Consider the following 14,665-nt stretch of genomic DNA (forward strand, 5'->3'; position numbering starts at 1 on the left):
ACACTGAGCGATCGTTAGGGTCGCCAGGCCGGCCGATACACTCCCGGCATCGACCTCCCGGGAGGAGCCACCAAGGTGCGCAAGGTACTCATCGCCAACCGCGGCGAGATCGCCGTCCGCGTCATCCGCGCCTGCCGCGACGCCGGTCTGGGCAGCGTCGCCGTCTACGCGGACTCCGACCGGGACGCCCTGCACGTCACCCTCGCCGACGAGGCGTACGCGCTCGGCGGCGACACCGCGGCGGAGAGCTACCTGCGGATCGACAAGCTGATCGACATCGCCGGGAAGGCCGGCGCCGACGCGGTGCACCCCGGCTACGGCTTCCTCTCCGAGAACGCCGACTTCGCCCAGGCCGTCATCGACGCCGGGCTGACCTGGATCGGCCCCACCCCGCAGGCCATCCGCGACCTCGGGGACAAGGTGACCGCCCGGCACATCGCCCAGCGGGCCGGGGCGCCGCTGGTCCCCGGCACCCCGGACCCGGTGGGCAGCCCGGACGAGGTGATGGCCTTCGCCGTCGACCACGGCCTGCCGGTGGCCATCAAGGCCGCCTTCGGCGGCGGCGGTCGCGGCCTCAAGGTCGCCCGCACCATGGAGGAGATCCCGCAGCTCTTCGAGTCGGCCACCCGCGAGGCGGTCGCCGCGTTCGGCCGGGGCGAGTGCTTCGTCGAGCGGTACCTCGACAAGCCCCGCCACGTCGAGGCTCAGGTCCTCGCCGACCAGCACGGCAACGTGATCCTGGTCGGCACCCGGGACTGCTCGCTGCAGCGCCGGCACCAGAAGCTGGTCGAGGAGGCCCCCGCGCCGTTCCTCACCGAGGCGCAGCGCACCCAGATCCACGACAGCGCCAAGGCGATCTGCCGGGAGGCCGGCTACCACGGCGCCGGCACCGTCGAGTACCTGGTCGGCGCGGACGCCACCATCTCCTTCCTCGAGGTCAACACCCGGCTCCAGGTGGAGCACCCGGTGACCGAGGAGACCGCCGGCATCGACCTGGTCCGCGAGCAGTTCCGGATCGCAGACGGCGAGAAGCTGCGGTTCACCGAGGACCCGACCCCGCGCGGCCACTCCATCGAGTTCCGGATCAACGGCGAGGACCCGGGCCGCAACTTCCTGCCCGCCCCGGGCACCGTCACCGCGCTGCGACTCCCCACCGGCCCGGGCGTCCGGGTGGACACCGGCATCTCGGCCGGCGACGTGATCGGGGGCAACTTCGACTCGCTGCTGGCCAAGGTGATCATCACCGGCGAGACCCGGGCCGAGGCGATCGAGCGGGCCCGCCGGGCGCTCGACGAGATGGTCGTCGACGGCATGGCGACCGCGCTGCCCTTCCACCGGCTGGTGGTCCGGGACGACGCGTTCACCGCCGAGCCGTTCACCGTGCACACCCGGTGGATCGAGACCGAGTTCGACAACACCGTGCCGGCGTTCACCGCCGCCGCCGGTGCCGCCGAGGCGCCGGCCGAGCGCGAGACCGTCGTGGTCGAGGTGGGTGGCAAGCGGCTGGAGGTGAGTTTGCCCGCCGGCCTGGGCGCCGGTACGACCACCGCCGCGCCCGCCGCGAAGAAGCCGGCCCGCCGGGGTGGCGGGGCCAAGGCGGGCGCCGCGGTCAGCGGTGACGCGCTCACCTCCCCCATGCAGGGCACCATCGTGAAGATCGCCGTGGCGGACGGGGACACCGTCGCCGAGGGGGACCTGGTAGTCGTCCTGGAGGCGATGAAGATGGAGCAGCCGCTGCACGCCCACAAGGCCGGCACGGTCAGCGGCCTCTCCGCCGAGGTCGGCGCGGTCATCACCGCCGGCGCCGCCATCTGCACCATCGCCTGATCCGTCGCCCCGACCGGCTCGCCGGCAGGGGCGTCCGGCCGGTCCGGTGGGTGGTTTGGGACACCTGCGGCGGCGGCAGCGGGCGCGAGCAGGAATGATGTCCGGGTGCGGTTCCTTCATGGCGCGGTTCCCGCGCACGACCTGACCTACAACGACGTCTTCATGGCGCCGGCCCGCTCCGAGGTGGGCTCGCGACTCGACGTCGACCTGTCCACCGGCGACGGCACCGGCACCACCATCCCGCTGGTGGTGGCGAACATGACCGCGGTCGCCGGCCGGCGGATGGCCGAGACGGTGGCCCGGCGCGGCGCCATCGCGGTGATCCCGCAGGACATCCCGATCGAGGTGGTGGCCAACGTCGTCGCCTGGGTCAAGCAGCGGCACCTGGTGCACGACACGGCGATCACGCTCGGCCCGACCGACACCGTCGGCGACGCGATCCACCTGCTGCCGAAGCGCTCGCACGGCGCGGTGATCGTGGTCGACGCGGCCGGCCGCCCGCTCGGCGTGGTGACCGAGGCCGACACCGTGGGCGTGGACCGGTTCGCCCAGCTGCGGCACGTGATGTCGACCGAGCTGCACACCGTGCCGGCGGACGCGGACCCGCGTACCGGCTTCGACCGGCTCTCGGCCGGGCGGCGGCGGCTCGCCCCGGTGGTGGACGCGGAGGGTCGGCTGGTCGGGGTGCTCACCCGGCAGGGCGCGCTGCGCGCCACCCTCTACAAGCCGGCCGTGGACGACCGGGGCCGGTTGCGGATCGCCGCGGCGGTCGGCATCAACGGCGACGTGACCGGCAAGGCCGCCGCCCTGCTGGAGGCGGGGGTCGACACGCTGGTGGTGGACACCGCGCACGGCCACCAGGAACGGATGATCTCGGCGCTGCGGGCGGTCCGCAAGCTCGACCCGGCGGTCCCGGTGGCGGCCGGCAACGTGGTCACCGCCGACGGCGTACGCGACCTGGTCGAGGCGGGCGCCGACATCGTCAAGGTCGGCGTCGGCCCGGGTGCGATGTGCACCACCCGGATGATGACCGGGGTGGGTCGGCCCCAGTTCTCGGCGGTTCTCGACTGCGCGGCGGCGGCCCGGGAGCTGGGTCGGCACGTCTGGGCGGACGGCGGCGTACGCCACCCGCGCGACGTGGCGCTGGCCCTGGCCGCCGGGGCGTCCAACGTGATGATCGGTTCCTGGTTCGCCGGCACCTACGAGTCCCCCGGCGACCTCTACACCGACGCGGACGGCCGCCGGTACAAGGAGAGCTTCGGGATGGCGTCGGCCCGGGCGGTCAGCGCGCGTACGGCCGAGGACAGCGCGTTCGACCGGGCCCGCAAGGCGATCTTCGAGGAGGGCATCTCCACCGCCCGGATGTACCTGGACCCGGCCCGGCCCGGCGTCGAGGACCTGATCGACGAGATCATCTCCGGGGTCCGCAGCGCCTTCACCTACGCCGGCGCCCGCAACCTGCACGAGTTCCACGAGCAGGCCCTGGTCGGCGTGCAGAGCACCGCCGGCTACACCGAAGGCATGCCGCTGCCCACCAGCTGGTGACCGGCGAGCCGACGTCCACCACGGGGCGGGGTCACTCGAAGAGGCGGCGGATGACCGCGCGGGCGGCGGCCTCCGGGTCCCGCCCGGCGTCGGACGGCAGCGCGCCGGCCAGCCAGAGCGTGGCGAAGCCGTGGACGATCGACCAGGCCGCGAGCGCGTCCCGGGCGGGCTCGACGGCCGGCCGGTCGGGCAGGGTGGCGACCCCGCCGCGCAGCGCCGCCCCGGCCCGGGCGCGCGCGGCCGCCACCTCGGGGTCGTCGGCCCGGTAGAGCCCCGGCGCGAACATCACCTCGAAGTGGGCGCGGTGGTCGACCGCGAAGCGGACGTACGCCACGCCGATCTCGAGCAGGTCGTCGCCGGCCCACCCGAGCGCCTCGGCGAGCAGGTCGAAGCCCTCGACGGCGAGCGCGGTGAGCAGGCCGGCCTTGTCGCCGAAGTGGTGCGCGGGCGCGGCGTGCGAGACGCCCGCCCGCCGGGCCAGGTCACGCAGGCTCAGCGCGGCCGGCCCGGATTCGTCGATCGCCTCGACCGCCGCGGCGAGCAGGGCCCGCCGCAGGTCGCCATGGTGGTATCCGCGGGTCGTCATACCCCGGACCATATCTTGCCAACGACAAGATGGGGTGTCTCGAATTAGTTTGGCCCCTGACGGTCCGGTAGCTAACCTGACGACTGTGAAGATGGAACCGCTCGTCCGCTTCCCCGACATGCTCCAGCACGCGCCGCTCGGTCGACTGCTCGCGATCGCCGGCCATGTCGTCGAGCAGCACTGGGGGCGCTACCTGGCCGAGCACCACGGGCTCACCTCGGCCGGCATGCGGGTGCTGTTCATCCTGAGCCGCGCCGGTGACAGCACCCACCGGGAGGTCGCCGAGCGGTGCTTCGTCCGGCCCGCCACCCTCACCGGCATCGTCGACACACTCGAACGCGACGGCTTCGTCGAGCGTCGCCGGGACGCCGCCGACCGCCGCACCGTGCAACTGACCCTGACCGACAAGGGCCGCCGGCACGCCCAGCACCTCACCGAACTGATCCACAGCGACCGCCCGCTCACCTCCGTCGACGCCGACCCGGCGAAGAAGGCGGTGATCCGGGAGTTCCTGACCGAGCTGATCACGAGCATGTCCGACGGGGAGGTCGGTCGGTTGAACCAACACGAGGATTCCGCAACCGACCCGACGCCGGGGAGCCGTCCATGTTGATCCGCATGCTCCGCCACCAGCTGCGTTCGTACCGCCGGCCGCTGGTCGCGGTGGTGCTGCTCCAGTTCGTCGGCACGATGGCCTCGCTCTATCTGCCGAGTCTGAACGCCGACATCATCGACCTCGGCGTGGCCAGGGGCGACACCGACTACATCATGCGCACCGGCGGCTGGATGCTGGGGGTCAGCCTGGTCCAGATCGCCTGCTCGATCGCCGCGGTGTACCTGGGCGCGCGGACCGCGATGGGGTTCGGACGGGACGTACGCGCGGCCATCTTCGGGCACGTCAACCGCTTTTCGGCCCGCGAGGTCGCCCGGTTCGGCGCACCGTCGCTGATCACCCGCAACACCAACGACGTGCAGCAGGTGCAGATGCTCGTCCTGATGAGCTGCACCATGCTGGTCGCCGCGCCGATCATGAGCGTCGGCGGGGTGGTGATGGCGCTCAACGAGGACGTCGGGCTCTCCTGGCTGATGTTGGTCTGCGTGCCGGTGCTGGCCGTCGCGCTGGGCCTGATCATCCGGCGGATGGTGCCCGGCTTTCGGCTGATGCAGACCCGGATCGACACCGTCAACCGGGTGCTGCGCGAGCAGATCACCGGCATCCGGGTGGTCCGCGCATTCGTCCGGGAGCCGTACGAGACGGCGCGCTTCGGCGTCGCGAACGCCGACCTGACCGCGACCGCGCTGCGCGTCGGCCGGCTGATGGCCCTGATCTTCCCGGTCGTGATGCTGGTGCTCAACGTCTCCAGCGTCGCGGTGCTCTGGTTCGGCGCGCAGCGGGTCGACGCCGGCCAGATCCAGATCGGCGCGCTGACCGCGTTCCTGCAGTACCTGATGCAGATCCTGATGGCCGTCATGATGGCCACCTTCATGCTGATGATGGTGCCGCGCGCGGCGGTCTGCGCCGAACGGATCGTCGAGGTGCTGGACACCGAGTCGTCGGTGGTGCCGCCGGCCGAGCCGATGATCGCGATGACCAGGCACGCCGAGCTGGAGCTCCGCCGCGTCGCCTTCCAGTACCCCGGGGCGAGCGCGCCCGTGCTGCACGACATCTCGTTCCGCACCGGGCCCGGCCGGACCACGGCCATCATCGGCTCCACCGGCGCCGGCAAGACCACCCTGCTCACCCTGATCCCCCGGCTGGTCGACCCGACCGCCGGCGCGGTGCTGGTCGACGGGGTTGACGTGCGGCTGCTGGAACCGGACGAGGTGTGGCGCCGGATCGGGCTGGTGCCGCAGCGGCCGTACCTGTTCAGCGGAACGGTGGCCAGCAACCTGCGGTACGGCAACCCGGACGCCACCGACGCCGAGCTGTGGGCGGCGCTGGAGATCGCCCAGGCGCGGGACTTCGTGGCCGAGATGCCGGGCGGGCTGGACGCCCCGATCGCGCAGGGCGGCACGAACGTCTCCGGCGGCCAGCGGCAACGGCTGGCCATCGCCCGGGCGCTGGTCCGCCAGCCGGAGATCTACCTCTTCGACGACTCGTTCTCGGCGCTCGACCTCAGCACCGACGCCCGGCTCCGGGCGGCGCTGCGGCCGGTCACCGCGGACGCGGCGGTGGTGATCGTGGCCCAGCGGGTCTCCACGATCGTCGACGCCGACCAGATCATCGTGCTCGAGGACGGGGGCGTCGTCGGTATGGGACGACATGCGGACCTGCTGAAGAACTGCCCGACGTACGCCGAAATCGTGGCGTCCCAGCAGGCGGCGGAGGTGACCGCGTGAGCGGGCGCCGTGAGCGGATCAGGCAGCTCAGTCGCGGAGGCCATGGCGGCGCCGAGCGCAGCGAGGTGGTGGCATGACGCCCGTACCCGAGCAGAAGCCGGCCGCAGGCCAGCAGCCCGCCGGCCGGCAGCCGGCCGCCGACGCGCGGACGCCGAAGCGACTGCCCCCGGGCGGGCAGCGCGGCGGCCCGCCGTGGATGGGCGCCGCCATGCCGGCGGAGAAGTCGATGAACTTCGGGCCGTCCGCCAAGCGGCTGCTGGGCCGGCTGCGACCGCACCGGCTGCAGCTGGCCGCCATCATCACCCTGGCGGTGGCGAGCGTCGCGGCCAGCGTGGTCGGTCCGAAGCTTCTCGGCCACGCCACCGACCTGATCTTCAGCGGGGTGATCGGCCGGCAGCTGCCCGCCGGGACCAGCACGGAGCAGGCCGCGGCGGCGGCCCGGGCGGCCGGCAACGACAACTTCGCCGACATGCTGGCCCGGATGGACGTGGTGCCCGGCGTCGGCATCGACTTCGACGCGCTCGGCCGGGTGCTGCTGCTCGCACTCGGCCTCTACCTGGTGGCCAGCCTGCTGTCCTGGTGGCAGGGCTGGCTGCTCAACGGGTTGGTGCAGCGGACCGTGCTGCGGCTGCGCGCCGAGGTGCAGGAGAAGCTCAACCGGCTGCCGCTGCCGTACTTCGACCGGCAGCCCCGGGGCGAGCTGCTCAGCCGGGTCACCAACGACATCGACAACATCTCGCAGACCCTCTCGCAGACGCTCAGCCAGCTGCTCACCTCGCTGCTGACCCTGATCGGCGTGCTGGCGATGATGTTCTGGATCTCGCCGCTGCTGGCGCTGGTCGCCCTGGTCGCGGTGCCACTGTCGGTGATCGTCACCCAGCAGATCGCCAAGCGGTCGCAGCGCAGGTTCATGGCCCAGTGGCGGCACACCGGTGAGCTGAACGGCCAGATCGAGGAGGCGTACACCGGCCACGAGCTGGTCAAGGTCTTCGGCCGGCAGCGCGAGGTGCAGGCCGCCTTCGCGGCCAAGAACGAGGAGCTGTTCCAGGCCAGCTTCGGGGCCCAGTTCATCTCCGGGATCATCATGCCGGCGATGATGTTCGTCGGGAACCTCAGCTACGTCGCGATCGCCGTGGTCGGCGGGCTGCGGGTGGCCTCCGGGTCGATGAGCCTCGGCGACGTGCAGGCGTTCATCCAGTACTCGCGGCAGTTCACCCAGCCGCTCACCCAGGTCGCCTCGATGGCGAACCTGCTCCAGTCCGGGGTGGCCTCCGCCGAGCGGGTCTTCGCGGTGCTCGACGCCGAGGAGCAGACCCCGGACCGGCCCGCACCGGCCCGGGTCACCGGCAGGGTCGAGTTCTCGCACGTCTCCTTCCGGTACGACCCGGACAAGCCGCTGATCGACGACCTGTCGCTGGTCGCCGAGCCGGGCCACACGGTGGCGATCGTCGGCCCGACCGGCGCCGGCAAGACCACCCTGGTCAATCTGGTCATGCGGTTCTACGAGCTGGACTCCGGCTGGATCACTCTGGACGGGGTGGACATCACCTCGATGCCCCGGGACGAGCTGCGCGGCCGGATCGGCATGGTGCTCCAGGACACCTGGCTCTTCGGCGGCACCATCCGGGACAACATCGCCTACGGCCGGCCGGGCGCCAGCGAGGAGGAGATCCTCGCCGCGGCCCGGGCGACCTTCGTGGACCGCTTCGTCCGCAGCCTCCCCGACGGGTACGACACCGTGATCGACGAGGAGGGCAGCAACGTCAGCGCCGGTGAGAAGCAGCTGATCACCATCGCCCGGGCGTTCCTGGCCGAACCGTCGCTGCTCATCCTGGACGAGGCGACCAGCTCGGTGGACACCCGCACCGAGGTACTGCTCCAACGGGCCATGGCCGCGCTGCGCTCGGACCGGACCAGCTTCGTCATCGCACACCGGCTCTCCACCATCCGGGACGCCGACCTGATCCTGATGATGGAGCACGGCCGGATCGTCGAGCAGGGCACCCACGAGCAACTGCTCGCCGCGCAGGGGGCGTACCACCGGCTGTACCGCTCCCAGTTCACCGGCGCCGTGGTCGACGACGAGGCCGACGAGGCCCCCCGGACACCGTCGGTCCAGGGGGCGCTGTCGTCGTGACGGGCTCAGGCTCCCGGAAGCAGATCGGGCGCGCGGCTGGCGACCGCCCGGCCGATCAGGGCGAGCGCGTCGGCGGCGGGCATCGGCTCCAGCCCGCGACCGTCGCGCAGGCGCAGGGTGACCCGGTCGTCGGCCGCCTCCCGGACGCCCAGCACCCCGACGTACGGGATGCGGTGGCGGGCGGCGTCGCGGATCCGGGCGCCCAGCGAGCCGGCCACGTCGACCTCGGCCCGCAGCCCGGCCGCCTCGGCCCGGCGGACCAGGTCGACCGCCGCGTCGGCCTGCCCCTCGTCGACCGGGAGCAGCACCAGCTGCACCGGGGCGTACCAGGCCGGGAAGGCGCCGGCGTGCACCTCGATCAGGTACGCGAAGAGCCGCTCCATGCTCCCGACCAGGCTCCGGTGCACCAGCACCGGCCGCCGCCGCGACCCGTCCGCGTCGGTGTACGACAGGTCGAACTTCTCCGGCTTGTCGAAGTCGAGCTGGATGGTGGAGATGGTGGACTTCCGGCCGGCCGCGTCGACGATCTGGATGTCGATCTTCGGGCCGTAGAAGGCGGCCTCGCCGGGCGCCTCGGTGAAGTCCACCCCGTCGAGCGCGGCGCGGAGCAGCTCCTCGGCCCGCGCCCACGAGCCGTCGTCCCCGACGTACTTCTCCCCCGGCCCGCGCAGCGACAGCCGGAACCCGGCCGGTCGTACGCCGAGCGCGGCGTGCGCCTCGCGGATCAGCCGCAGGATCTCGCGTACCTCGTCGCCGACCTGGTCGAGGGCGCAGAAGTTGTGAGCGTCGTTCAGGGAGATGGCGCGGACCCGGGACAGCCCGCCCAGCACGCCGGAGCGTTCCGCCCGGTACATCCCGCCCAGCTCGGCGATCCGCAGCGGCAGCTCCCGGTAGGAGCGTCCCCGGGCGCGGAACACCAGCGCGTGGTGCGGGCAGAGCGCCGGCCGGAGCACGAACTCGTCGTCGGCGCTCAGTCGCATCGGCGGGAACATGTCGTCGGCGAAGTAGCCCAGGTGCCCGGAGATCTCGAACAGCTCTCGTTTGCCCAGCGGCGGCGAGTAGACGTGCCGGTAGCCGGCCCGGCGCTCCAGCTCGCGGACGTACTCCTCGACGGCGTGCCGGGCGGCGGCGCCGGCCGGCAGCCAGATGGGCAGACCGGAGCCCGCGAGCGGGTCGGAGACGAACAGCTCCAGCTCCCGGCCGAGCCTGCGGTGGTCGATCATGTCGCTCTCCTTGATCGGGTACGACCCGAAGGCGACGCGGCCCGGAACGCCGCGAGGCCCCGGGGCGGTTCGCCCCGGGGCCTCGTCGACGGTTACGTCAGTGCGGCGCGCCGGGGATTCCCGGCGTCGTGGTCACCACCGCGCTGCGCATGCGGCGACGGTACGTCCGCCTCGACGGGTCGCGCATCCGGATTTCGTGGCGCCGTCGCGGGGATGCCCGCACGCGGAGAGGGGGCGGGTCGCCGGCACGGGACCTGCCGGCGACCCGCGGCGGCCCGGTCGTCAGGAACGGGGGACCCGACGTCCGTGGGGCCGCGCGCCGACAACGGTACGCCGACGAAGGCGGATCCGCCGCCCGCCGTCGCGCCGCGCGCCACGCCGACGTCCCGTCACATCGGGCGTCGCCGTCTCGTTGTCATTCAGTGGTCCTGCCGCGTCAGGGGTCACCACCGGCCAGGGCCACGCCCGGTGACGCCGGACACGCCGTCAGGCTCGGTGCAGGCAATCGGGGGAAACCGGCGAGGTGGCAGTCGTGCCCGAACTCATCACTGACGTCGCGTCGCCTACGTGGGCGTACCTCGTGCTGCTGGCGCTGCTGGTCGCCGACGCCTTCGTACCGGTCATCCCGACCCAGGTAGTCATGATCACCAGCGGCGCGCTGACCGTCTACGGCGGGCTGAGCCTGCCGCTCACCATCGCCGTCGGCGCGCTCGGCGTCTTCGCCGGCGACCTGGCCTGCTACCTGATCGGGCGCGGCGCCCCGGACCGCCGGGAGGCCCGGCACGCCATGCCTGGCCGGGCCCGCCGGATGGCCGGCCGGGTCACCCGGGGGCTGCGCGAACCGGGACCACTGGTGATCCTGCTCTGCCGGTTCGTGCCGGGCGGCCGGATGGCGGCCTGCTTCTCCGCCGGGCGCAGCCGCTACCCGTACCGGCTCTTCCTGCTCTACGAGGCCGCCGCGGCGGCCGGCTGGGCGACGTACGGGACCCTGGTCGGGCACCTGGGCGGGACCGCGCTGACCCAGTCGGCCTGGCGGCTGGCGCTGATCGGCGGCGCGGCGGCGGCCGGGTTCGCGGGCGCCGGCTGGGCGATGACCGCGATCAGCGCCCGCAACAGCCGCCCCGAGGTCCCGGTCGACTGACCGCCATCGCGGAGGCCGGCGAGGTCGTGAGCCATGTCCTCTAGGGGGCGACCCCGGGATCGATGTCGGTGGCGGTCCCGGATCCGCTTCGGGTGCCTGCGGCGACAGGCTGGGGCATGCCTGGAATTCGGACCCGCGCGCTGCTCGCCCTCGGCGGGATCGCCCTGGCGGCGGCGCTCGCCGTACTCGGTCATCTCGAGGTGAACGACGACCTGGACCCGTGGTCGCTGACCGTCAGCGACTTCGCCGTCTCCGACCGGGGCGGGGTCATCGACGCGGCCATGGCGGTGCTCGCCGCGGCCACCGCGGTTCTGATCCCGGTCCTCCCCCGGGTCGGGGCGGGTCGGCCGGCGGAGGTTCTACTCGCGGCGTGGACCGCCGGACTGGTGGTCGCCGCGCTGGTGCCGACCAACGAGCCGGGTGCGCCCATGGACACCGCCGCCTACCTGCACCGGTACGCCTCGGTGGTCGCCTTCCTCGCCCTGCCGCTCGCCGGCTGGCTGCTCGCCCGGCACCAGGGCCGGGCCGCCCCCTGGCTGCGTGCCCTCGCCCTGACCAGCCTGGCGTTTGCCGCGGCCATGGTCTGGTCCGCCTACCCCGGCGACCGGGTGCTGATCGGCCTCGCCGAACGGCTGCTGATCCTCACCGAGGTCGGCCTGCTCGCCGTGGTCGCGGCGAGCTGCGCGGCCGTCACTCCAGTTCGTGGAGCATGAGCTGGCGGGCGGCCTCGGTGATCGAGCCGGAGAGGCTCGGGTAGATGGTGATGGTCTGGGCCAGCTCGTTCACCGTGAGGTTGTTCTCCACCGCCATGGTGATCGGGAGGATCAGCTCACTGGCCTTGGGGGCCACCACCACGCCGCCGATCACCTGGCCGCTGGCCGGGCGGCAGAAGAGCTTGACGAAACCGTCGGCCAGGTCGTCCATCTTCGCCCGGGCGTTGCCCGACAGCGGCAGCATCACCTGGCGCGCCGGGGTCTTGCCGGCGTCCACCTCGTCCTGCGAGACGCCGACGGTGGCCAGCTCCGGATCGGTGAAGACGTTCGCCGCGACGGTACGCAGCCGCAGTGGCCGGACCGCCTCGCCGAGCGCGTGCCACATCGCGATCCGGCCCTGCATGGCCGCGACGCTGGCCAGCGGCAGCACGCCGGTGCAGTCGCCGGCGGCGTAGACGCCGGGGACGTTGGTCCGGGACACCCGGTCGACGGTGACGTAGCCGCCCCGGGCCAGCTCCACGCCGTACTCGGCGAGGCCCAGGTTGGCGGTGTTCGGGATCGAGCCGACGGCGATCAGCGCGTGCGTGCCGTACACCTTGCGACCGTCGGAGAGCTCGACCTCGACGCCGTCCTCGGTCCGCCGGACCGCGTTCGCCCGGGAGTTGTTGAGGATGCTCATGCCCCGGTTGCGGAACACCCGCTCGATCGCCATCGCCGCGTCGGCGTCCTCGTGCGGCATCACCCGGTCCCGGCTGGAGACCAGGGTGACCTCGACGCCCATGGCCAGGTAGGCGGAGGCGAACTCGGCGCCGGTCACGCCGGAACCGACCACGATCAGGTGCTCGGGCAGCTCCGGCAGGTCGTACACCTGGCGCCAGGTCAGGATGCGCTCGCCGTCCGGCACGGCGGTGGGGAGCTGGCGTGGGGTCGCACCGGTGGCGACCAGCACGGTGGAGGCGGCGATGGAGTACTCCTCGGCGCCGTCGGCCGGGGTCACGACCACCCGGTGGGTGTGACCGAGGGTGTCCTCGCCGAGCCGGGCGACGCCGGCGACGAACTCCACCCCGGCCTTGATCAGCTTGGCGTGGATGTCGGCGGACTGGGCCAGCGCGAGCCGCTTCACCCGCTCGTGCACCGTTCGGGCGTCGACGGTGACCGCCTCCAGCCCGTCGGAGTGCACCCCGAACTCCTCGGTGTCCCGGTAGCCGGTCACCACCTCTGAGCTGGCGATGAAGGTCTTCGACGGGACGCAGTCGGAGAGCACGCAGGCGCCGCCGGCCCCCTCCGCCTCCACCACGGTGACATCGGCGTCGAGCTGGGCGGCGACCAGCGCCGCCTCGTACCCGGCCGGCCCCCCGCCGATGATCACGATCTGGCTCACAGCGCTCGCCCCTCGTCAGTGCTCACAGTGACTTTCTTCTTCCCAACGCGCTCGACACGCACCGTCGTATTCTCCCCCACCCGCCGGCCGGGCTATCGTCATCGCCGTGCGTCATTACGCCGCTTACGGCTCAAACCTCGACCCCGCCCGGATGCGCGCCTACTGCCCGCATTCGCCGATGGTGGGCACCGGCTGGCTGGAGGGCTGGCGGCTCACCTTCGCGGGCGAGGACGTCATCGGCTGGGAGGGCTCGGTCAGCACCGTGGTCGAGTCCCCGGGTGACCGGGTCTTCGTGGCGCTCTACGACATCCACCCGTACGACGCCGCCCAGCTCGACGAGCTCGAGGGCGTGGCCGCCGGGACGTACCGCAAGCTCACCGTCCGCGTCTCGACCCTGGACGGGGACGTGACCGCCTGGGTCTACGTCTTCGACGGGTACGAGGGCGGCCTGCCGACGTCGTGGTACCTGTCGGAGATCGCGAACGCGGCCGAGAAGGCGGGCGCGCCGGACGACTACGTCACCGACCTGCGGTCCCGCCCCACCGGCACCGCGTCGGCGTAGCGCGTATCGCACGCCTCCAGTCTGCTCCGGCCGTCGCCCCGACCGGCCGCCGACCCCGGACCGGGTCGCCTATCACACACCGTGGTGACCCAGTCGGGGCCGGAACGGGCCGGGCGGGAAGAGATCAGCCGGCGGCCGGGACGACCACCTGGTACATGTCGACGATGCGTACGTCGCGCAGCCCGACCGAGCGGTACAGCGACATCGGGACGGTCGGGTTGGCCAAGTCGACCCCGAGCCCCGCGCTCGCCCGGCCCTTGGCCGCGTACCTCGCGAAGGCGTGGCCGAGCAGTGCTGCGCCGACCCCCCGACGCCGTCGCATGGGTAGCACCGCCACGTTCTTGACCCAGCCCTGGTCCTGGTCGAGCGCTTGGTCGGAGGACTGCAGGATGCCAGCCGGCTCCCCGTCCACCTCGGCCACGAACCACTCGTCCCAGGCGTTGCCGTCGCCGATTCGGGCCCGCCATCGTTCATAGTCAAGCGGCTCGTAGTCCGGGGTGTCCCGGAACGCCGTGTCGTAGATCCCGTGGAAGGTCCGCAGGTCGGCGTCGTCGTCGCGGCGTACCGGCCGGACCGTGACACCGGCCGGCGGGGCGGGAGGCTCGGCGGGCACGCCGGCCAACGACCGGCTCATCCGGACGTACCGCTTGGCCAGGGTGAACCCGGCGTCGAGGAGGATCGCCAACCACTCCGTCTCCGGCTCGTAGACCGCGCAGCGGACGGCGAGCGCCGGCAGGCCCCGCTCGGCGGCCCGCTCGCCGACCCGGTCCAGCTGCCGGGCGAGCAGCGGGCCGCGCAGCGGCCGGCCCTGGTCGGGATCGACGTACACCTCGACGAACTCCCGCCCCACGCCGGTCGGGTTGTCGATGATCGCCCAGGCGACCACCGTGCCGTCCGGATCGAGGCCGAGCCAGGAGTCGGCGGCCGGATCGACGTACGGCGCGGTCAGGCACTCCGCCACGTCCTCGGCCGAGAAGTCGGGGTACCCGATGGCGAAGGTGTCGGCGGCGTGCACCACCGCCAGGATCGCCGGTACGTCATCCAGGGTGGGTCGGCGGGCGGTCCAGCCGGCGGGAAGCGTCACGCCGCAGATCCTGGCAGCCCGCCCGCCGACCGCGCCGCCGATTTTCGCCGAGGGCCGGCGGCCGCTGACGCCACCGGCCGCCGGGTTGCTCAGCTGGCAGGTCCGGTACCGGAAGCGCTCTCGCTG

Annotated in this window: 12 protein-coding genes; 8 read left to right on the top strand and 4 right to left on the bottom strand. The window is 72.9% G+C overall.

The genetic code is table 11. From position 1 onward, the window contains the following. The first annotated feature begins 75 nt into the window (after positions 1–75). Together GA0070613_RS04950 and GA0070613_RS04955 are read left to right on the top strand one after the other, a co-directional pair. Entirely contained in the window at positions 76–1,827 is a 1,752-nt protein-coding gene (locus GA0070613_RS04950; protein WP_089011207.1) for an acetyl/propionyl/methylcrotonyl-CoA carboxylase subunit alpha, read from the top strand. A gap of 105 nt (positions 1,828–1,932) precedes the next feature. After that, a complete protein-coding gene (locus GA0070613_RS04955; protein WP_089011208.1) occupies positions 1,933–3,372 on the top strand; it encodes a GuaB1 family IMP dehydrogenase-related protein in 1,440 nt (479 codons plus the stop codon). A gap of 31 nt (positions 3,373–3,403) precedes the next feature. On the opposite strand, the gene GA0070613_RS04960 is transcribed toward GA0070613_RS04955, so the two are convergent. Further along, positions 3,404–3,958, bottom strand: coding sequence for a TetR/AcrR family transcriptional regulator (locus tag GA0070613_RS04960; protein ID WP_089011209.1), 555 nt, complete (start codon positions 3,956–3,958; stop codon positions 3,404–3,406). 91 nt (positions 3,959–4,049) lie between these two features. Between GA0070613_RS04960 and GA0070613_RS04965 the strand changes: the two genes are divergently transcribed. From GA0070613_RS04965 to GA0070613_RS04975, 3 genes are all read left to right on the top strand, one after another. After that, a complete protein-coding gene (locus GA0070613_RS04965; protein WP_089011210.1) occupies positions 4,050–4,571 on the top strand; it encodes a MarR family winged helix-turn-helix transcriptional regulator in 522 nt (173 codons plus the stop codon). Next, positions 4,565–6,298 carry an ABC transporter ATP-binding protein gene (locus tag GA0070613_RS04970; protein WP_089011211.1) on the top strand — a complete coding sequence of 578 codons (1,734 nt, stop codon included), beginning with the start codon at positions 4,565–4,567 and terminating at the stop codon, positions 6,296–6,298. Before GA0070613_RS04965 ends, GA0070613_RS04970 begins: the two co-directional genes overlap by 7 nt. Before the next feature lie 73 nt (positions 6,299–6,371). Beyond that, positions 6,372–8,435, top strand: coding sequence for an ABC transporter ATP-binding protein (locus GA0070613_RS04975; RefSeq protein ID WP_089011212.1), 2,064 nt, complete (start codon positions 6,372–6,374; stop codon positions 8,433–8,435). A gap of 5 nt (positions 8,436–8,440) precedes the next feature. On the opposite strand, the gene thrS is transcribed toward GA0070613_RS04975, so the two are convergent. Beyond that, positions 8,441–9,658, bottom strand: a complete 1,218-nt coding sequence (gene thrS, locus GA0070613_RS04980; protein ID WP_089011213.1) for a threonine--tRNA ligase — start codon at positions 9,656–9,658, stop codon at positions 8,441–8,443. Between the two features lie 532 nt (positions 9,659–10,190). On the opposite strand from thrS, the gene GA0070613_RS04985 reads away from it, so the two are divergent. Together GA0070613_RS04985 and GA0070613_RS04990 are read left to right on the top strand one after the other, a co-directional pair. Next, positions 10,191–10,799 (top strand): DedA family protein, encoded by a 609-nt coding sequence (locus GA0070613_RS04985; protein ID WP_089011214.1) that lies wholly within the window; start codon positions 10,191–10,193, stop codon positions 10,797–10,799. 116 nt (positions 10,800–10,915) lie between these two features. Continuing rightward, the gene (locus GA0070613_RS04990) at positions 10,916–11,512 is read left to right on the top strand and encodes a DUF998 domain-containing protein (protein WP_089011215.1); all 597 of its coding nucleotides are present in this window, start codon (positions 10,916–10,918) and stop codon (positions 11,510–11,512) included. Here GA0070613_RS04990 and GA0070613_RS04995 read toward each other — a convergent pair. Continuing rightward, positions 11,490–12,893 carry an NAD(P)H-quinone dehydrogenase gene (locus GA0070613_RS04995; RefSeq protein WP_089011216.1) on the bottom strand — a complete coding sequence of 468 codons (1,404 nt, stop codon included), beginning with the start codon at positions 12,891–12,893 and terminating at the stop codon, positions 11,490–11,492. The genes GA0070613_RS04990 and GA0070613_RS04995 overlap by 23 nt on opposite strands. Before the next feature lie 106 nt (positions 12,894–12,999). Between GA0070613_RS04995 and GA0070613_RS05000 the strand changes: the two genes are divergently transcribed. After that, complete coding sequence (locus GA0070613_RS05000; RefSeq protein ID WP_089011217.1) at positions 13,000–13,455, top strand: gamma-glutamylcyclotransferase; 456 nt, start codon at positions 13,000–13,002, stop codon at positions 13,453–13,455. A gap of 124 nt (positions 13,456–13,579) precedes the next feature. On the opposite strand, the gene GA0070613_RS05005 is transcribed toward GA0070613_RS05000, so the two are convergent. Continuing rightward, positions 13,580–14,539: a GNAT family N-acetyltransferase gene (locus GA0070613_RS05005; RefSeq protein ID WP_089011218.1), complete on the bottom strand. Its 960-nt coding sequence runs from the start codon at positions 14,537–14,539 to the stop codon at positions 13,580–13,582. Positions 14,540–14,665: the final 126 nt, after the last annotated feature.

Source organism: Micromonospora inositola (assembly GCF_900090285.1).
GTDB classification, from domain to species: Bacteria; Actinomycetota; Actinomycetes; order Mycobacteriales; family Micromonosporaceae; genus Micromonospora; species Micromonospora inositola.

What these genes read in the sequence shown, in the direction of transcription:
- GA0070613_RS04975 (WP_089011212.1), top strand. Translation starts at nt 6,372, where the DNA reads ATGACGCCCGTACCCGAGCAGAAGCCGGCCGCAGGCCAGCAGCCCGCC.
- GA0070613_RS04960 (WP_089011209.1), bottom strand. Translation starts at nt 3,958, where the DNA reads ATGACGACCCGCGGATACCACCATGGCGACCTGCGGCGGGCCCTGCTC.
- thrS (WP_089011213.1), bottom strand. Translation starts at nt 9,658, where the DNA reads ATGATCGACCACCGCAGGCTCGGCCGGGAGCTGGAGCTGTTCGTCTCC.
- GA0070613_RS04990 (WP_089011215.1), top strand. Translation starts at nt 10,916, where the DNA reads ATGCCTGGAATTCGGACCCGCGCGCTGCTCGCCCTCGGCGGGATCGCC.
- GA0070613_RS04965 (WP_089011210.1), top strand. Translation starts at nt 4,050, where the DNA reads ATGGAACCGCTCGTCCGCTTCCCCGACATGCTCCAGCACGCGCCGCTC.
- GA0070613_RS04970 (WP_089011211.1), top strand. Translation starts at nt 4,565, where the DNA reads ATGTTGATCCGCATGCTCCGCCACCAGCTGCGTTCGTACCGCCGGCCG.